Raw genomic sequence first — 17,564 nt, forward strand, 5'->3', positions numbered from 1 at the left:
CTATGACCACCCGACCCCACGCGCAACCCCCTTTCAACCCAACATGACAGATTTTTGAAAGCCAAGAGGGAAAAGGACATGGAAATAGTGGGAATTGAAGGAGGAAAGGGTCATTTTTTTCAGGAGCAACGCAAACCCCCCGCAGCCAATCTGGACCGAATCAAGCCGAATCAGCTCGAGATATAGTCCTTCATCGCAGCGGCTTCGGATTCGGCCTGTTCGATTCGACGCTTCACCAGATCGCCGATCGAGACCAGGCCGAGGATCTGGCCGTCGTCGACAACGGGGAGATGGCGAAAGCGGCGGTCGGTCATCACTTCCATCGATTTGATGACGCTTTGGGATGGCGGCGCTGTGACGACGGGTGACGACATGATGTCAGCTGCCGTTGCCTGGAGAATCGCGGCGCCGTGAGTGTGCAAGCCGGCGCAGATATCGCGTTCGCTAACGAGGCCGACGATACCCCCGTCGTCGAGAACGAGCACGGCGCCGATCCGGTGCGTGTAAAGCAACGCCGTGATGTCACTGACGACGGTATCGCGGGCTACCGATATCAGCGGCTTCTTGCCGCTGAGAATTGATCCGATCATGACGATCTCCCCAAAAGGGCGTCTTATGCGCCACCGGGCAATCATCGCCCGATTCGCTTCGGAAGGCAAAGCATGAACCCGGCTGATCAGGGTCACATCGAAACGCGGCCCGGGACGTCGCAGCGCAGCAACGGCGATCATTGGCGCCGGTTTCGCCGGTTGATGGTGTTGATGACTGTTGTCGCGCTCGGCACGGCCGGGTTTGCGATATGGCGGATGCGTGCCGATGGCGTGCCGTTCCACCTGCACTTCATCATCGCGATGGGCGGCGGGATCTTTCTCGCGTTGCTTTTGGCCGGCGCGCTGATGGGCCTGGCATTCGTATCGAACCGGTCGGGGCATGACGAAACGGTCGGGGATAGCGAACTCAACGAAGACTGAGCGCCATTGGTGATGACCGCCCTGCCCTGCCGAATGCGGCAGGACAGGGCTATCGATCAGCCTTCGGTCGACGCGTCCACAGCGACTTTGCGCGGCCGGCCACGGCGGCGTGGTGCAGCGGCCTCGCCCGCATCGGGTTCGACCGCAGCAGCTTCGAACAGCGTTGTTTCAGGCACGACTGCTTCGACAACCGGCGCTTCGCGGCGAGGCGCGCGCTCGGCACGAGGTGCGCGAACCGGGCGCTCGGCAGCGACATCGACGGGCTCGGGGCGACTAACCCGCAAGGTCGCTGGACCGGGCAAGCCCGGGATTGGGCCTTCGCCCGTTGCAGCGGCATCATATACGGGACGCACTTCGGCGGGCCGCTGACTGTCAGCAGCCCTTTGGCCTTCGCCCGGACGCTGGGCGTCCGGGCGGCGCTCGGCACGATCCCGGCGCTCGCCGCGCGGTGCGTCGTCGCGGTTGCGGCTTCCGGCATAAGGCTGGCGATCGCGATTGCCTTCGACTTCGCGGCGCGGCTGCTGGTCGCGCTGCTGCTGGTCGCGATTTACCGCGCCATTGTTGTTATCGGCCTCGCGGCGCGGCTCACGCTGGATGTTGTCGCGATTATTGTCGCGGATCGGACGATCGCGGTTTGGCCGCTCCTCGCGCCAATTGGCTCGTTGCTCGTTGCGGGGCTCGTTGCGAGATTCGTCGCGGCGCGGCTCGTTGCGCGGCTGTTCATTGCGCGGCTCGTCGCGACGATTATCGTCACGGCGTGGTTCTTCGCGGCGCGATTGCGGTTCCTCGCGGCGGGGCTCGTCGCGATTGTTGTCGATCCGGTCATCATCGCCATCGTCGTCGCTGTCATCACCATCGGCGTCGTTGGCGGCATAACCGGCGCTGTCGTCTTCGTAGAATTCGCGGCGACGCTGGGAATTCTGATCGGGCTGCTTGTCGCGATAGTCGCCGAGGACGCGGTAATAATGATCCGCATACTGGAGGTAATATTCGGCGGTGACGCGGTCGCCGGCTTGCTGCGCATCACGGGCCAGGGCGCGATATTTCTCGAGCAACTGGCTGGCATTGCCGCGCTGGCGGTTGTCGAGCCGATTGCCGTAATTGTTGCCGCCCGTCATCTGCTGCGGGCGCGGACCACTGTTGCCGCCGCGGCGCCGCCGGTTCTGGTTATTCCTGATCAACTTCGCGTCCCCGTGTAAACGGACGGCCTTCGCCGTGATGCTGGCATGTTCGACCGTGTTTCCGGCGGGTTCCCGTGGCGCATCCCCTGATGGGCCGAGGGCAAATCGTTGCCGGAGCTTCAATGTCGAAGGATAGAGGATATGATCCACTCCACCTGCGTCGCTCCGTAGACGGCTTTCGTCAGGCTTCCAAGCGAAAAGTTAAGTCGGTGGCGGCAGCGCCGGTCGCTCAGCGCGGCACCTTGGGTGCCATGCTGGCCATGACCTCGAACAATTGCCGCGGGTTGCTGCGCATGAGGTCGAGCAGCTGGAGTTCGGCAGCACCGGCGCGGCCGACCGGGATTTCGGGTGTGTCTGTGGCCAGGGCATCGAGGATCTGGGTCGCGGCTTCGTCGATCGAGATGCCGGCGTTGACCGGGTCGTCGTTGGGGCCGTTGACGCTGCCGTCGCCCTTCAAGGCATTAGCGGCGATCGAGGTGGCGACGAATCCCGGTGTCACGACGTGGACGGTGATGCCGTATTGCGCAGTTTCGGCGCGCAGGGCGTCGGACCAGCCGACCATGGCGTGCTTGGCGGCGCAATAGGCGGTGCGCAGCGGCGAGCCGACCTTGCCGGCGACCGAGGCATTGTTGACGATGGCGCCGGTGCCGCGCTTGACCATGGCCGGCATGACGAGCTGGGTCAGGCGCAGTGGCGCGAAGAAATCGACGTCCATGATCGTGCGATAAACGTCGAAATCGGTGTCGAGCGCGAGGCTGCGCTGCGAGATGCCGGCGTTGTTGACAAGGATGTCGATGCCGCCGGTTTTCGCCTCGGCTTCGGCAACGATCGCCGGCAGGCCGGCGAGGTCGGTGGCTTCGAACGGCAGGATCATGGTGTCTGACTGGCAGCGGCCGGCGACTTCGGCGAGGGCTTCGGCGCGGCGGCCGGACAGGACGAGGCGGGCACCGGCACGGGCGAACGCCGTCGCGAGGCCGGCTCCGATGCCGGAGGAAGCGCCGGTGATCCAGATCGTCTTGCCGGTGAAGTCCATGTCGATGCTCCTGAAAAGGTCAGCCGAATCGCAGTGCCGGCACGCCGACAACCAGGGGGTGACCCCATAGCAGCAGCGCCCAGAGCACCAGCCCGCCGAGGGCGGCGACCATGCCGGGCATCGCACTGCTCCATGGCAACCGGCCGCGAAGCTGGGCGCCGAAGGGAATGAAGCCCGTGGCGCGGATATGTTCGCCGTAGCCGGGCGTGGCGGCACGCTTCTTGATGTCCTGCATGCGGGCGCCGAACAGGGCGAGGACGAGGATGCCGCTGGCGAGAACGATGGTGCGGCTGTCGGCACTGAGGGCGATGTGGACGATTGCCCAGATGGCGAAACTCCACATCATCGGGTGGCGGGTGATGCGCTGGACGCCGCGCGGGCTGCCGCCGGAGGGCATGCCCATCAAGGCCGGATTGGGGGCGGTGACCGAGCCGACGAACAGGATGGCGGCGAAAAGCATCAGCGCGGGTGCGACGGCATAGGCCCAGCCGGGCGTGTCCCAAAGGCGGTCCGGCGGGATGGCGCGCCAGATCAGTATTGCCCAGGCCAGCGAGCCGAGCGCGACGATGCTGTAGAGCAGCAGGAAGCCCTTTTCGCCGATCGCGCGAACGAGCGGGGCACGCAGCGGGTGCGACAGGACTTCGTGGCTGCCGACGAACAGCGAGACCGCGACGATCAGGAGGCCGATGTCGGTCATTGGCGATACTGGAAGGGCAACGCGCCCGGCGCGAGGTCACGGTAGCGATCGCGGAGTTCGGTCTGCCGCGACGTCATCGGTTGGGCGATGCCGTCGATGAAGACGGCAACCGGCGCCGAGGCGAGTTCGAGAGGGTCGCCGTCCCAGACGACGACATCGCCGCGCTTGCCGGCCTCGAGAGTGCCGAGATCGGCGAGACCGAAAATTTGCGCCGGGACACGAGTGATTGCCGCGAGTGCCTGGCCGCGCGTGAGGCCGGCACCGCCGGGGACAGCGGCCTGTGCTACGGCGTTGCCGGCCTGGTACGGCAGGTTGCGCGCCTGGGTTCCTGAATCGCCGCCGAAGATGCCGAAGCCGACATCGACGCCGGCGGCGACCAGCCGGCCGACGTTGGAGCGCGTCGAAGCGAGAGTTTCGAAGCTGTCGGGCAGGTCGAACAGCGGCAGGGTGATGACCGGCACGCGGGCAGCGGCGATCTTGTCGGCGACGAGCCAGCCTTCGCGGGCGCCGATCAGGATGATGCGAAGTTTGGGGAATTCGCGGAGCAGGCCGAGGACGGCGGTGAGGTCGCTGGCGCGCTCGGCGTGGATGACGGCGGGGATGCGGCCTTCGACCACCGGGACCAGGGCAGAAGCGTCGATGCGCTTGATCAGCGAGCCGCGCTCGAGGCCTGACTCGAAGGCGGCGGGGTTGCGGGCGAAACGCTGGGCCTCGGCGAAGCCGTTACGCAGGTTGAGCCACGCGGCGGGGCGCGAACCGCCCGCTATACGCGCGCCGTCCTCGCCCATTTCGATGAGCTGGAAGGCGCGCGGGCGCAGCAGGATATCGCCTGTTGCAGCGAGGCTGATGATGGCGCCCTGCCCGGCAAAGATCTCGCCGGCCATCTCGGGGCCGACGACGGCGCGGGTGACGCCGCCGACGCGATTGATGGCGATCGGCGTCGACAGCGCGTTGATGGCGGGAGCGATGTCGATGGCGGCCGAGAACGGCGAGGTGCGGGCGCGGGCATCGTTGGTTTGCGGGACCGCATCGACTTCATTGATGCCGAGGTTCGACATGCCTGCGATAAGGCCGGGCGTGACAAATTTGCCGGTGGCGTCGATGACGGTGGCCCCGGCGGGGATGACGAGCCCCTGCCCCACTGCGGCGATGCGGCCGTCGCGGACGATGACCGTCCCATTGGCGATGCTGGTTTCGCCGACCGCCGTAAGAACGGTGCCGCCGGTGATGGCGATGGTGGCGGCGGTTGCAGGGCTGGCCAGCAATAGCGCGAGGATGAGGCCGAAACGCTTCATTTCGGATCTCCGCGGCCGGGTTGGCCGAGTTCGAAATCGGCTACGGGACGCCGGCTGCGATCGGCCCAGTCATAGATGACGGCGCCGTCGATCCAGACTTTCTCGGGGCGGGCATAGACCGAGAACGGGTCGGCGTTCCACAGCACGACGTCGCCCATCTTGCCGGCTTCGAGGCTGCCGGTGCGCGCGGCGATGCCGAGGCCCTTGGCGGGGTTGAGCGACAGCCAGGTCCAGGCGCGTTCGGGTGTGATGCCCATCCCCATGCGGTTGCCGGCAGCCATCGCCTTGGCGGCTTCCTGGTTGAGGCGCTGGATGCCGTTAGCGTCGTCGGAGTGAACAATGGCACAGGCGCCGGCCTTGTCGACAAGGGCGATATTTTCGCGGATGCCGTCGTAGCTTTCCATCTTGAAGCCGTACCAGTCGGCCCACATCGCGCTGCAGATGCCTTCCTTCGCCAGCAGGTCGGCGACCTTGTAGCTTTCGACGGCGTGGTGGAATGCGGTGATCTTGTAACCGAACTCGTGCGCCATGCCGATCATGTTGGTCATCTCGTCGGCGCGGTAGCAATGGTTCTGGATGAGGATTTCGCCGTTGAGCACACCGACCAGCGTGTCGTTGGCGATCTCACGGCGCGGTGCGTCGCTCGGCTTGGCCGTGCCGGCCTTGGCGCGGCGGGTATAGTCTTCCCATTTGCGCCGATAGGTGCTCGCATCCGACCAGGCCTGGCGGCCATAGGCGATGTTGCCCATCCGCGTGCTCGGCAACTGGTTGCGGGCGCCATAGACGCGCTTGGGGTTCTCGCCGCAGGCCATCTTCAGGCTGTAGGGCGCGCCGGGGAACTTCATGTCCTGGACGCTGCGACCATAGACATTCTTGAGCGTCGTGCCGCGGCCGCCGAACAGGTTCGCCGAGCCGGGCAGGATGTGGAGCGTGGTGACGCCGCCGGCCAGCGCCCGCGAAAAACCGGGATCCTGCGGCCAGACCGAATGCTCGGCCCAGACTTCGGGGCGCGCCGGACTGGTGGCTTCGTTGCCGTCGCTGAGCGCGTCGACGCCGGGGCTGGGATAGACACCGAGATGGCTGTGAATATCGATGACGCCGGGCGTGACGAATTTGCCGGCGGCGTCGATGACGGTGGCGCCGGCGGGGATGGCGACTTCGCTGCCGATCTCCGCGATCAGCCCGTTTTCGATGCGGACTGCGCCGGGCGCGAACTTTCGCCCGGTGCCGTCATAGACGACGGCGTTGCGGATGATGGTGGTGACGCCAGGGAAGGCCCGATAGGTCGACGGATAAGGGTCGGACGGGATCGAGACGATGTCGCCGGCCTTGCCGCCAGCGCTTTTTGGCGGCGGCTTGGTTGCACAGGCGGCGAGCAGGGCAAGTCCGGACAGCGCGAGGAAACGCATCAATTGACCCCGTGCATCCAGCGCTTGAGCAGCGGCGAGATCGCCAACAGCACGGCGCCGATGATCGCCGAGGCGATGCCGATGGTCTGGAAGACGCCGGCATAGGTGGCGAGGCTGACACCGAGATTGGTGACCTCGCCGCCGACGGTTTCGACGCTGGCGACCTGCGCCACGATACCGCCGACATATTGCGCCACCGAGATCGACAGGAACCATACCCCCATCATCATGCCGACGATCCGGGCGATCGACAGCTTGGTGATCATGCTGAGCCCCACCGGCGAGATGCAGAGTTCGGCCATCGAATGGATCAGGTAGAGGCCGGCCAGCCACCAGAGTGCGACCTTGTAGTCGGGACCGGCAAAGGTCGTGCCCAGGACGAGGAAGAGGAAGCCGAGGCCGACGCCGATCAGCGCGATGCCGAATTTGACCGGAATGCCGGGTTCGAGGCCGCGTGCCGCCAGTCGAGTCCACATCATGCTGAACAGCGGCGCCAGCAAGACGATGAAGAAGGCGTTGAAGAACTGCGTCTGGCCGGCGCTGATCGAAAACAAGCCGAATATGGATAGCTCGGTGTTGCGATCGGCGAACAGCGTCAGCGACGAGCCGGCTTGCTCGAACAGCGTCCAGAAGGTGACGTTGAAGACAATGAGCACCATCGCCGCCAGCATCATCTGGAATTCGGCCTTGTTGCCGACACGGTACGACCAGACGAGGATCGCCGGCAGCCCGATGATGAAGGTCAGGAACAGCGCCTTGCCCAGCACGGGCAGCGCGACGAGATAGCCGATGATGCCCTGGCCTTCGACCGGCGCCGGTGCATCGAGCGTGTTCGAGAACAACAGCCAGGGGATGACCACGGCGGCGACCGAGAGCAGATAAATCAGCCGCGAGCGATCGGGACCGGCGGCGGCTGGCGCCTCACCGTATCCGTCGAGACGGCCGCCGTCGAACTGGATCAGCGCCCAGGCGACCAGCATGCCGAGCGCCGCGAGTCCGAAACCGGCCCACCAGCCGAACGCGACGGCGAGGAAGGGACAGAGGATCTGCGAGCCGAGCGAGCCGAGGTTGATGCCCATGTAGAAGATGGTGAAACCGGCGTCGCGGCGCTGGTCGCCCTTGGCGTAGAGCGAGCCGACCATCGTCGAGATGTTGGGCTTGAAGAAGCCGTTGCCGATGACGATCAGCGAGAGCGCCGTCAGCATGATGCCGACATACAAAGGCGAACGCTCGGCATCGCTGGCGAAGCCGCCCTTGGCGATCGTCCGGGCCGCGGTGCCGTCGGCGGCGAGCAGGTCGACCGAGCCGTCGTCGCGGCCCTTGATCTGCAGCCGTTGGCCGCCATCCACGACGAACTGCTTGTTGGTGCCGTCGGCGGCGGTTTCGGCGAGGACTTCGTGGCGGACACCGTCGTAGGTCGCAAAAGGCTTGGCCGTGTCGCCGCCGAAGCAGAGCATGAGATAACCAGCGGCCATGATCAGCGCGCCGAACTTCACGGCGCGCTTCGAGCCGAGGTAGCGATCCGCCAGCAGGCCGCCGACAAATGGGGTCAAATAGACGAGGCTCATATAGGCGCCGTACATGCCGTTGCCGACGCGGTCGTTGAAGATGAAATGCTGGGTGAGATAGAGCACCAGCAGCGCCCGCATGCCGTAGAAGCCGAAGCGTTCCCACATCTCGGTGGTGAACAGCCGGGCGAGTTGTGCCGGATGGCCGAACCATTGCGGGCGGCTGTCGTGCGGCCCTGCGGCGATCGGCGCGGCGCCAACGCTATCGGTCAAATTATCAACTCCCGAACCCTTTGCGGCGATTTCGCTCGCCGTTATGCGGGCGACGATAGCGAGCGATTGCCGGGTGCGGAAGGGGGAGAGTGGCGGGGGCCGCCGTGCCGGGCTAGAAGGCCGGATGACCGAGTTCAACGATATCAGTTCCCCGGCCGCGCTGTTGGCGACGCGGCGATCGGGCAAGGCGCGCGACATGGGTGCGCCCGGGCCATCGGCGGTGCAGAAGCACGCGATCCTGGCGGCGGCAATGCGCGTGCCCGACCATGGCAAGCTGGCGCCCTGGCGGTTCGTGACCGTGGAAGACGACCGGCGCGCGGCGCTGAGCGCGGCGATGGAAGCAATCTATGTGGCGGAAAAGCCCGACGCCGGACGGTTGGAGCGCGAGGCGATCCGGGGTTTTGCCCTGCAGGCGCCGTGGCTGGTGATCGTCATGGCGCGGCCGGACCCGGCAAGCCATATTCCGGCTTGGGAGCAGGAGCTGTCAGTCGGTACGGCGACGGGATTCCTCTGCATGGCGGCGCACTCGCAAGGGTTTGTGGCGAATTGGCTGACGGGGTGGCCGGCTTATTCGCCGGGGGTGCTGGCGCTGGTCGGCGAAGCGGGGGAGCGGATTGCCGGGTTCATCTTTGTCGGGACGCCGACGCGCGAACTGGAGGAGCGGCCTCGGCCGGCGTTCGGGGATGTGGTGCGCGCCTGGGAGGGATGAGCGGGTGCTTTCAGGCTGTCGCAAACGTTAACATTTTCTGCATTTTCCGCTTTCGCCGGTTTTTGCAGGGTTGGCGAAGTGCCTCGAAGCGGGAATGTCGGGATAGCCGAAAGAGGGCTTGTAGGACAGGGGCTTCCGCAATCGGCGGGTGCTGGCGTGGGGCGCGATGGATGCTGAAACGAGTTCAGCATGACGATTTCTTCATTGATCAGGCGCAGTCGATGGAGCCGCTGCCAGCCTTTGAAATGGCGCATTTGGCGCCGCCGCGGATGCGGATGTCGCCCGAGCCGGCGACCGAGCCGCTGGCGGTGGTGGTGGCGAACGCGTTGACGTTACCCGAGCCGCTGACCGAGACCGACAGGGTGGCGGTCTTCAGCGCGGCGAGATCGAGGTCGCCCGAGCCGGCGACCGAGGCGCGGGTTTCGCTGCTGGTACCGGCGGCGGCGACCTTGCCCGAGCCGGCGACCGAGAAGCGCGTCGTTGCCGATTTGACGCTCGGCAGGCGGAGATTGCCCGAACCGGCGACGCTGGCGCCGAATTCGGGGGTGTCGATGCGATCGACGGTGACATCGCCCGAGCCGGCGACCTTGGCGGCGCGCAGCATCGGCACGGTGACGACGAAGCGCGTCTTGCCGTTCTGGCCGAGGCTGTTCCAGTTCCAGCCGCTGTTTTTCTTGTTGCCGATTACGAGTTCGCCGTCTTCGACGCGGACTTCGAGGCGGTCGAGCGCTGCGACTTCGCCGCTGCCGCGGACGCTAATCGCTTTGCCGGTGATGACCTGGACGTCGGATGCACCGGCGACGGCGATGCGGTCGAACGTGCCGACGGTGTAGTTGCGGTCGGCGGCGCTGGCGGCGGCGGGGATTAGGGCGCTGGCGAGGAGAAGGCGGACGATCATGGCGGGGCTCCTGTGTTGGTTAGATAATACACAGGGTGTTTGGGTTGGGCAAGGGCGTTTGATTGGGGGATTGGGAGATGGGCCCCGGCCTTCGCCGGGGTGACGGGGAAGGGTGGAGTGACGGGGCCGATCTGCACAGAGTCACCCACCCCCGGCCCCTCCCTTGAAGAAGGGAGGGGGGAAGATGAGTGCTTTATGCGGCTTTGAGGACCTGCTCGATCTTGAGCTGGGCGGCGGGTTCGTCGATGTTTTCCATCGCGGCGAGTTCGCGGGCCAGTCGCCCGATGGCAGCTTCGTAGATCTGGCGTTCGGAATAGCTTTGTTCGGGCTGGTCTTCGGCCCGGTGAAGGTCGCGGACGACCTCGGCTATCGAGACCAGGTCGCCCGAATTGATCTTGGCTTCGTATTCCTGGGCGCGGCGCGACCACATGGTGCGCTTGATGCGCGGCTTGCCGCGCAGCGTGGTCAGTGCCTCGGTGAGGGTGGCCTGGCTCGACAGCTTGCGCATGCCGACGGCCTCGGCCTTGTTGGTCGGGACGCGCAGGGTCATGCGCTCCTTTTCGAAGCGCAGCACGAAGAGTTCGAGGACCGAGCCGGCGATTTCGGAGCGTTGCAGCTCGACGACCCGGCCGACGCCATGTTTGGGGTAAACGACATAATCACCGACTTCAAAGCCGAGAGCCTTGGCAATTGCCATGAATAATCGTTCCTTTTCACCCCGAAGCGCGACGACAGGTGCGAGGATGGCCGCCAAGCCGAGGGACAAACCTGGATCGGCAGCGGCGCGACACTGTCTTCGAGTACGGGCGTCCTGCCTGCTAGACTATCTGGCGCGCCACCGACCCGGCAGGGGGCGATTGGTGGACGAACCGGCGACCGCGGCGGTGGTTGGATCCACCGTCACGGCGATCTTGTAGCAGAAAATTCACCGGAATTCTACTGTCGCGTAGGGCTGGAAGGCCGAGTGCAGCGATATTCCATCGGCAATACGTTATATTGCGGGGATGGGGTGCGTTACCGCGCAGGGAGAACACCCTCACCCGGGCCGGCGCAAGGGCGCCGTCTCTCGCCTCTCCCGCAGGCGGGAGAGGGGTACAGCAAATCAGCTGCCGGTGAAGTATTTGTCGAACTTGCCTTCTTCGCCCTTGTGGTCGTCGGCGTCGGCGGGGGTTTCGCCCTTGATGGTGATGTTGGGCCAGCTTGCCGAGAAAGTGGCGTTGAGCTCCATCCACTTTTCGAGGCCGCCCTCGGTGTCGGGCAGGATCGCCTCGGCCGGGCATTCGGGTTCGCAGACGCCGCAGTCGATGCACTCGTTGGGATTGATGACGACCATGTTCTCGCCCTCGTAGAAGCAATCGACGGGGCAGACTTCCACGCAGTCCATGTACTTGCACTTGATGCAGGCTTCGGTGACGACGTACGCCATGGTCTCTTCCTCGCGGGACGTGCCCGTCTTGATGCGACGGAACAGGCCCGCCGCTAATGGTTTCGTCGCCTGCTAGAACGAGGCCGATACTCCCGTCAATGGTGCGGAATATACAGGTGCCAAGCTGCGGGTCAGATCGGTGTAGAGATGACGGGCTTCTTCATAGGGTCCGCGGCGCTCGGAAAGCGCCTCGACACGGACGATGATGACCTCGTCGTCGCGGGGAAAACTGATCACCGAGCCGGCGCGAACCAAGGCGGAGGCGCGGTCGATCACCCTGCCGTCTATTCGCAATCGTCGGCTTTCGCATAGAGTTTGCGCCACGGAGCGTGATTTCGCGAGCCTCGCGAACCACAGCCATTTGTCGAGCCGAAGCCCTGTGCCGTAAACCAAATGCTACCTGCCTTTCATGCTCGCCAGGATCGCGAAGGGAGAATCCGAGAGCATCCGGGCATCGCTTTCGGAAACTTGGGGAACCTGAGGCCGGCGCAGACCACGCCAGGCAAAATGGGCGGCACCATCGACAAGCTGCAGCCGGTAACCAAGTGCGCGCATCAGTCGCGCCAGCCCGTCGCGCGTGAGCCCGGCCGAGGCCGCCCAGTTCGGATCGGGGATGAACGGCGCCCTGCCCTCGCGCTTGCCGTGGATGGCGCGGGCGAGGCGGTCGACCATGTCGATGCGGACGGCTTCGTTGCCGATCGGCCAGAAACCGGCGGCTTCGAGGAACCCTGTCGGCAAATTGGCATCGATAACAACGCTGACCCGGCCGGGTTGCGGCAATGGCGGCAGCGCGGCGACTTCGTTCCAGACTGCCCAGAGGGCCAGCCGCCAGCGGGTCGGTTCGGGACGGAGCAGATTGGCGACGTAGATATGGACGACGCCGAGGCGGACGCCGGCGCCGGTGAGGGCGCGGCGATCGGCGCGGGCGAGGGCCTCGACCTGGCCTTCAGCTTCGGTGCGGGTCAGCATGCCGAGGGTTTCGACAAGGCGGACGATGAGCCCGCGGGCGCCGGGCGAGACGGCGTCGTGGAGCGCGGCGAGATTAACGAGGGCGCCGAGTTCGCGGGCGAGCGCGGCGTCGAACCAGGCCTGCAGGCGGATTTGTATCTGGCGGCGGTCTTCGGGCGACAGGGTCGACAAGGCGCGATCGATTTCGATGCGCGGGCTCATGGCGTCGCGGCCCCGGCGCAGCGACGCGACGCGGGCGCCGTTCCAGAACAGGCGGGGTGGCATCTTGCCGGTGAAATCGAGCTGGAAATCGCAGTCGGCGCTGGCGACGAGGGCGGCGGCGCGGCGGGCCATTTCCTTGACGAGATAGCGTTCGGCGGCGGCCAGCAGCAGGCGTTGCTCGCCGGCGCGGGCCAGGGGATCGGCGGTGAAGCGGAAGCCGTCGAGGGTGCCGATAACTTCGCCTTCGACGGCGACGGCGCCGTAAGGATCGATTTCGACGCGCTGGTCGCCGCCGCGCGCCTTCAGATCCTTGAGCAGCACGGCGGTGCGGCGATCGACGAAGCGCTGGGTGAGCGCGGTGTGGAGCGCGTCGGACAGGCGATCCTCGACGGCGCGGGTGCGCTCGGCCCAATGCGGCGCGTTGGCGAGCCAGTCGGGACGGTGCGCGACGAAGGTCCAGGTGCGCGCGCCGGCGATGCGATCGGCGAGGGTTTCGACGTCGCCGGTGACACGGTCGAGATGGGCGAGTTCGCTGGCGATCCAGGCGTCGGGGAGCTTGTGGTCGCCTTCGGACAGATGCTTGAAGACGCGGGCGACAAGACGCGCGTGCTGTTCGGGGCCGGTCTTGCGATAATCGGGCAGGCCGCACGCCGCCCATAGCCGGGCAACGCCGCGCGGGGTGGCGGTGCGTTCGACCACCCAGGGCTCGGCGGCGAGGGATTTGAGGACCGACAGGTCGATGGCGTCGTCGCCGCGTTGGAGTTCGGCGCGGGGTGGGCGGGCGTCGAGCGCGGCGATGAGGCGGGGAAGCGAGGTGAAATCGAGATCGGTGTTGCGCCAGACGAGGTGCTCGAGGGGCTCGAAGCGGTGCTCCTCGAGGCCTTCGATCTCCTCGGGGGTGAAACTGGCGGCCTCGGCGGTGCCGAGTTGTACGGTGCCGAAAGTGCCGTCCTTTTGATAGCGACCGGCGCGGCCGGCGATCTGCGCCATTTCGGAGAGGGTCAGGCGGCGATTGCGGCGGCCGTCGAACTTGCCGAGGCTGGCGAAGGCGACATGGGCGATGTCCATGTTGAGGCCCATGCCGATGGCGTCGGTGGCGACGAGATAGTCGACTTCGCCGGACTGGTACATGGCGACCTGGGCGTTGCGGGTGCGCGGGCTGAGGCTGCCCATGACGACGGCGGCACCGCCTTTTTGCCGGCGCAGCATTTCGGCCAGCGCATAGACTTCGGTGGCGGTGAAGGCGACGATGGCGCAGCGGCGCGGCAGGCGGGAAAGTTTCTTGGCGCCGGCGTAGCTGAGAGTCGAGAAGCGCGGCCGGGTGACGATCTCGGCCTCGGGGACGAGGCGGCGCAGCAGCGGGCGGAGAGTTTCGGACCCGAGGATCATCGTTTCGGCATAGCCGCGGGCGTGGAGCAGGCGATCGGTGAAGACATGCCCGCGTTCGGGATCGGCGGCGACCTGGCCTTCGTCGATGGCGACAAAGGCGACGTCGCGATCGGTAGGCATGGCCTCGACGGTGGAGAGGAAATAGCGGGCGTTCGGCGGGACGATCTTTTCCTCGCCGGTGATCAGCGCGACATTGGCCTCGCCCTTGAGCGCGACGACCTTTTCATAGACTTCGCGGGCGAGCAGCCGGAGCGGGAACCCGATGATGCCGCTGGCATGGCCGCATAGCCGCTCGACGGCGAGATGCGTCTTGCCGGTGTTGGTCGGGCCGAGCACGGCGGTCAGGGTGGATCCGCCGCGGGTGGGCCGGATCGTCGGGGGAGGGCGGCGGATCGTCACCGCACCAATGTGGGAATTTGCCGTCAGGATGACAATTCCGCGGGCGGCGGAGCATCGGACCGGGGGAAGAAACGCTCTCGGCTCATCGCGTCCTTTGCAACGGGATAGCGAACTGAAGACTCGCATGGCTGAACGGCAGATTCAAGTGACCGTTCCAAGACGTCGGCTGGTCGCACGCATAGTTGTGACAAGCCGTTGCTGGATTGACACAGGGTATGGGGGGAGTCCAAGCAATCACCTGTCTTGGGCGGCCGTGGGGGCTTCGTCTTGTTTCAATCGGATCTGCGCGCCGGAAATGGTGTAGCCGAACTGACGCTGCCCAATAGTGGCGGCTTTGTCGCACCGGATTGGCGCGGGCTTTTGCGGCGGACGGTGCCGCAGGATATTCTTGGCATCGGACTGGGCACCGAGGGCGTCACCGATCTTGGCGCCGATATCGGCAGCAAGCGCTGGTGGCTCGGCATGGCGGCGTGCACGGCGCTGTGCGGGACGGCCTTGTGGCTAGGCAGCATGGTGGTGCCGCTAAGCGAGGCACCGCGGGCGGTGCTGACGCCGGTGCAGCGCGAGGCATTGCGGCCGTCGATGGTGGCGCCGCTGGCACGCGGCGGAGCGACGGGGGCGGAAGTTTTGCCGCAATCGCGGCTGGTCGAGGCGCTGGCGGAGACACCCGAGCGGCCACGGCTGGAATTGACGGCGCAGATGCGGGCGCAGGACAGTTTCGAGAGCGTGTTGCGGCGGGCGGGGGTCGGCCAGGGCGATATTGCCGCGGTGACGGTGCTGGTGCGGCCGGCGGCGAACCTGGGGGCGCTGACCAAGGGGAGCGATATCGACATCGTGCTGGGGCGGCGGGACAGCAAATCGGTGCCGCGGCCGCTGGAAAGCCTGGGATTTCGGGCGGCGTTCGACTTGCGGCTGGCGCTGAACCGGACCGCCGAGGGCCTGCAGTTGCAGCGTATCCCGATCGCGATCGATTCGACGCCGCTGCGGGTCAAGGGGCTGGTCGGCGGTAGTCTTTCTCAATCGATGCGCGGCGCCGGGGTGCCGGGCAATCTGATCGGTGAATATATCAAGACTATGGCCTACGCGGTCGACCTGCAGCGCGGCGTCGGCAAGCGCGACCGCTTCGACATCGTCGTTGAGCGCGACCGCGCCGAGACGGGCGAGGTCCGCTATGGCCAGCTGTTGTTTGCCGGGGTCGACCGGGTCGGCAAGGAGCCGATCGAGCTGGGGCGGTATGTCTATGGCGGCAAGCCGCAGTTCTTCAGGGCCGACGGCGAAAGCGCCAAGAAAGGCCTGATGCGGACGCCGGTCGAAGGCGCGCGGCTGACATCGGCGTTCGGCATGCGCTTTCACCCGCTGCTGGCGTATTCGCGGATGCACCAGGGGGTCGATTTCGGGGCGCGCTATGGCTCGCCGATCTATGCGGCGGCGAGTGGCAAGGTGGCGTATGCGGCACCGCACGGCGGCCATGGCAATTATGTGCGGCTGTTGCACAACAAGGAGTTGGCGACGGCATATGCGCATATGTCGAAGTTTGCCGTGAGGGCCGGGCAGAGCGTGTCGCAGGGGCAGATCATCGGCTATGTCGGGTCGACGGGGGTGTCGACCGGGCCGCATCTTCATTACGAAGTCTGGTTGCGCGGCAAGGCGGTCAACCCGGTGCAGCTGAAGTTCATCGGCGGGACGCAGCTTGCGGGCAACGACATGGCGAGCTTCCTTTCGGTGATGAACCGGATGCGGGGGCTGTCGGTGGCGGGGGTCGCGGTTGCCGAGGCCGTGATGGAGCCCGGGCGGACACGGCGCAAGCGCGGCTGATTGTACGGCGCGGTGGCCAGCGGGCCGGGCCACCGCTATGGGACTGGCATGCACCGTATCATTGCCACTGCCCTGTTGCTCCTGTCATCCGCGGCATTCGCCTGGCCGCAACCCCAGCGCCCGGTCTCGAGCATCGTCAGCCCGACTTGGGCGAGCGAGGCAAGCCGCGAAGCCGCGGGTGAAGCGGCGAGCGTGATGCGGCTCCTGAACGTGCGCGCGGGGCAGACGGTGGCCGATATCGGCGCCGGCAGCGGTTATTACACGATGCGATTGTCGCCGGTGGTGGGGCCGCGGGGGCGGGTCATCGCGCAGGATATCGTGCCGAAATATCTGAACCAGCTGAAGGCACGCGTGCGGCGGGCGGGGCTTAAGAACGTGCGTTTCGTGCTGGGCGGGGAGAATGATCCGCGGTTGCCGGTCGGGGCGGTCGATACGGCGCTGCTGATCCACATGTACCACGAGATCGCGCAGCCATACGAGCTGCTGTACCGGCTGCGCGCGGCATTGAAGCCCGAGGGGCGGATCGCGGTCGTCGATCTCGATCGGACGAGCGGGCAGCATGGCATGCCGCGGGCTTTGCTGGTGTGCGAGGTCAAGGCGGTCGGGTATGACCTGGTGTCGATCACGGATTTGAAGCCGGGGTATCTGGCGGTGTTTCGCAAAGGACCTGCGACCAATCCGGCTGCTGTGCGGGCTTGCCGGGAGTAGGGATTTTTTTGGCGCGGGGGGACACCCCCACCCGGGCCGCGAAGACGCGTCTCTCGCCTCCCCCCTTGAGGGGGAGGACAAGAATTAGCTGTAGTTGAAACTGATGCTGATGCGTTCGGTTTTGGCGCTGCCCGAAGGGACTTCGTGGCGGAGCCAGCTTTCCCAGAGGAAGACGGTGCCGGGCTGGGGGACGGCATAGACGAAGTTGCGGGTTTCTTCCGGCGCGTCCAGAAGGCGCGACGGCGACGCCATCATCAGCGGCAGGCGGGGATCCTCGAGCTTGAGCGCGCCGGCGCCGGGGGGGACCGAGACGTAGACGGTGCCCGAGACGATGCTGTGCGGGTGGATGTGACCCGAATGACCGCCGCCCTTGAGGACGTTGACCCAGAGGCTGTCGAGTTTGAGGCGCTTTGCAATGTCAAGGTGGGCGGCGGCGGCGAACGCCTTGACGTGGCGGTCGAGGTCGCGGCGGAGGTCGTCGAAGGCCGGGTCACGCTGCGGCAGGTCGGTGAGCGAGGCGTAGGAGGTGTAGCCGGCATAGCCGTGCTCCTTCGACCAGGCGCGGCCGGCGCGGTCGTCCCGGGCGAGGCTGCGGCAACTGTGCTCGAGGTCTTCGAGGAGAGCGGGGTCGATGGCGCCTTCGTAGAAGGGCGTCGGGAAAAGGTTGCGGATGGTCATGCGGC

At 66.2% G+C, this 17,564-nt stretch carries 17 protein-coding genes and 1 pseudogene; 4 read left to right on the top strand and 14 right to left on the bottom strand.

Going from position 1 to position 17,564, the window contains the following annotated elements:
• Nucleotides 1-170: 170 nt before the first annotated feature.
• Complete coding sequence (locus IEW98_RS11465) at nt 171-590, bottom strand: CBS domain-containing protein (RefSeq protein WP_188763101.1); 420 nt, start codon at nt 588-590, stop codon at nt 171-173.
• 72 nt (nt 591-662) lie between these two features.
• On the opposite strand from IEW98_RS11465, the gene IEW98_RS11470 reads away from it, so the two are divergent.
• Entirely contained in the window at nt 663-971 is a 309-nt protein-coding gene (locus IEW98_RS11470) for a hypothetical protein (protein ID WP_188763102.1), read from the top strand.
• A gap of 56 nt (nt 972-1,027) precedes the next feature.
• Here IEW98_RS11470 and IEW98_RS16515 read toward each other — a convergent pair whose 3' ends face one another.
• The 7 genes and pseudogenes from IEW98_RS16515 to IEW98_RS11500 form a co-directional block, all read right to left on the bottom strand.
• Entirely contained in the window at nt 1,028-1,324 is a 297-nt protein-coding gene (locus tag IEW98_RS16515; protein ID WP_243450723.1) for a hypothetical protein, read from the bottom strand.
• A 645-nt stretch (nt 1,325-1,969) separates the two neighbouring features.
• Nucleotides 1,970-2,089: pseudogene (locus tag IEW98_RS16945) on the bottom strand (DUF4167 domain-containing protein); the annotation flags it as partial.
• Between the two features lie 292 nt (nt 2,090-2,381).
• Nucleotides 2,382-3,185 carry an SDR family NAD(P)-dependent oxidoreductase gene (locus tag IEW98_RS11480; protein WP_188763104.1) on the bottom strand — a complete coding sequence of 268 codons (804 nt, stop codon included), beginning with the start codon at nt 3,183-3,185 and terminating at the stop codon, nt 2,382-2,384.
• Between the two features lie 19 nt (nt 3,186-3,204).
• Nucleotides 3,205-3,882: an NnrU family protein gene (locus IEW98_RS11485; protein ID WP_188763105.1), complete on the bottom strand. Its 678-nt coding sequence runs from the start codon at nt 3,880-3,882 to the stop codon at nt 3,205-3,207.
• On the bottom strand, nt 3,879-5,177 hold the full coding sequence (locus IEW98_RS11490) for an amidohydrolase family protein (RefSeq protein ID WP_188763106.1): 1,299 nt from the start codon (nt 5,175-5,177) through the stop codon (nt 3,879-3,881). The genes IEW98_RS11485 and IEW98_RS11490 overlap by 4 nt, the downstream gene beginning before the upstream one ends.
• Nucleotides 5,174-6,586 (bottom strand): amidohydrolase, encoded by a 1,413-nt coding sequence (locus IEW98_RS11495; RefSeq protein WP_188763107.1) that lies wholly within the window; start codon nt 6,584-6,586, stop codon nt 5,174-5,176. Before IEW98_RS11495 ends, IEW98_RS11490 begins: the two co-directional genes overlap by 4 nt.
• Nucleotides 6,586-8,367, bottom strand: coding sequence for a peptide MFS transporter (locus IEW98_RS11500; RefSeq protein ID WP_243450725.1), 1,782 nt, complete (start codon nt 8,365-8,367; stop codon nt 6,586-6,588). Before IEW98_RS11500 ends, IEW98_RS11495 begins: the two co-directional genes overlap by 1 nt.
• Before the next feature lie 124 nt (nt 8,368-8,491).
• Here IEW98_RS11500 and IEW98_RS11505 point away from each other — a divergent pair, with 124 nt between their 5' ends.
• Nucleotides 8,492-9,076 carry a nitroreductase family protein gene (locus IEW98_RS11505; protein ID WP_188763108.1) on the top strand — a complete coding sequence of 195 codons (585 nt, stop codon included), beginning with the start codon at nt 8,492-8,494 and terminating at the stop codon, nt 9,074-9,076.
• A 208-nt stretch (nt 9,077-9,284) separates the two neighbouring features.
• Here the strand turns inward: IEW98_RS11505 and IEW98_RS11510 are convergent, their stop codons facing one another.
• From IEW98_RS11510 to IEW98_RS11530, 5 genes are all read right to left on the bottom strand, one after another.
• Entirely contained in the window at nt 9,285-9,974 is a 690-nt protein-coding gene (locus tag IEW98_RS11510) for a head GIN domain-containing protein (RefSeq protein ID WP_188763109.1), read from the bottom strand.
• 193 nt (nt 9,975-10,167) lie between these two features.
• A complete protein-coding gene (locus IEW98_RS11515) occupies nt 10,168-10,671 on the bottom strand; it encodes a CarD family transcriptional regulator (RefSeq protein ID WP_188763110.1) in 504 nt (167 codons plus the stop codon).
• Nucleotides 10,672-11,076: 405 nt separating this feature from the next.
• Nucleotides 11,077-11,400 (bottom strand): ferredoxin FdxA, encoded by a 324-nt coding sequence (gene fdxA / locus IEW98_RS11520; protein ID WP_188763111.1) that lies wholly within the window; start codon nt 11,398-11,400, stop codon nt 11,077-11,079.
• 72 nt (nt 11,401-11,472) lie between these two features.
• Nucleotides 11,473-11,793 carry an RNA-binding S4 domain-containing protein gene (locus IEW98_RS11525; protein ID WP_188763112.1) on the bottom strand — a complete coding sequence of 107 codons (321 nt, stop codon included), beginning with the start codon at nt 11,791-11,793 and terminating at the stop codon, nt 11,473-11,475.
• 3 nt (nt 11,794-11,796) lie between these two features.
• Nucleotides 11,797-14,358, bottom strand: coding sequence for a helicase-related protein (locus IEW98_RS11530; protein WP_243450726.1), 2,562 nt, complete (start codon nt 14,356-14,358; stop codon nt 11,797-11,799).
• Between the two features lie 267 nt (nt 14,359-14,625).
• Between IEW98_RS11530 and IEW98_RS11535 the strand changes: the two genes are divergently transcribed.
• Together IEW98_RS11535 and IEW98_RS11540 are read left to right on the top strand one after the other, a co-directional pair.
• A complete protein-coding gene (locus tag IEW98_RS11535) occupies nt 14,626-16,173 on the top strand; it encodes a M23 family metallopeptidase (protein WP_188763114.1) in 1,548 nt (515 codons plus the stop codon).
• Between the two features lie 48 nt (nt 16,174-16,221).
• Nucleotides 16,222-16,881 (top strand): class I SAM-dependent methyltransferase, encoded by a 660-nt coding sequence (locus tag IEW98_RS11540; RefSeq protein WP_188763115.1) that lies wholly within the window; start codon nt 16,222-16,224, stop codon nt 16,879-16,881.
• 84 nt (nt 16,882-16,965) lie between these two features.
• Here the strand turns inward: IEW98_RS11540 and IEW98_RS11545 are convergent, their stop codons facing one another.
• Complete coding sequence (locus IEW98_RS11545) at nt 16,966-17,559, bottom strand: TIGR02466 family protein (protein ID WP_188763116.1); 594 nt, start codon at nt 17,557-17,559, stop codon at nt 16,966-16,968.
• Nucleotides 17,560-17,564 lie beyond the last annotated feature (5 nt).

This window comes from Sandarakinorhabdus glacialis (genome assembly GCF_014643455.1).
Taxonomy (GTDB): Bacteria; Pseudomonadota; Alphaproteobacteria; order Sphingomonadales; family Sphingomonadaceae; genus Sandarakinorhabdus; species Sandarakinorhabdus glacialis.

What these genes read in the sequence shown, in the direction of transcription:
- IEW98_RS11510 (WP_188763109.1), bottom strand. Translation starts at nt 9,974, where the DNA reads ATGATCGTCCGCCTTCTCCTCGCCAGCGCCCTAATCCCCGCCGCCGCC.
- IEW98_RS11490 (WP_188763106.1), bottom strand. Translation starts at nt 5,177, where the DNA reads ATGAAGCGTTTCGGCCTCATCCTCGCGCTATTGCTGGCCAGCCCTGCA.
- IEW98_RS11470 (WP_188763102.1), top strand. Translation starts at nt 663, where the DNA reads ATGAACCCGGCTGATCAGGGTCACATCGAAACGCGGCCCGGGACGTCG.
- IEW98_RS11480 (WP_188763104.1), bottom strand. Translation starts at nt 3,185, where the DNA reads ATGGACTTCACCGGCAAGACGATCTGGATCACCGGCGCTTCCTCCGGC.
- IEW98_RS11515 (WP_188763110.1), bottom strand. Translation starts at nt 10,671, where the DNA reads ATGGCAATTGCCAAGGCTCTCGGCTTTGAAGTCGGTGATTATGTCGTT.
- IEW98_RS11505 (WP_188763108.1), top strand. Translation starts at nt 8,492, where the DNA reads ATGACCGAGTTCAACGATATCAGTTCCCCGGCCGCGCTGTTGGCGACG.
- IEW98_RS11540 (WP_188763115.1), top strand. Translation starts at nt 16,222, where the DNA reads ATGCACCGTATCATTGCCACTGCCCTGTTGCTCCTGTCATCCGCGGCA.
- IEW98_RS11465 (WP_188763101.1), bottom strand. Translation starts at nt 590, where the DNA reads ATGATCGGATCAATTCTCAGCGGCAAGAAGCCGCTGATATCGGTAGCC.
- IEW98_RS11495 (WP_188763107.1), bottom strand. Translation starts at nt 6,586, where the DNA reads ATGCGTTTCCTCGCGCTGTCCGGACTTGCCCTGCTCGCCGCCTGTGCA.
- IEW98_RS11545 (WP_188763116.1), bottom strand. Translation starts at nt 17,559, where the DNA reads ATGACCATCCGCAACCTTTTCCCGACGCCCTTCTACGAAGGCGCCATC.
- fdxA (WP_188763111.1), bottom strand. Translation starts at nt 11,400, where the DNA reads ATGGCGTACGTCGTCACCGAAGCCTGCATCAAGTGCAAGTACATGGAC.
- IEW98_RS11485 (WP_188763105.1), bottom strand. Translation starts at nt 3,882, where the DNA reads ATGACCGACATCGGCCTCCTGATCGTCGCGGTCTCGCTGTTCGTCGGC.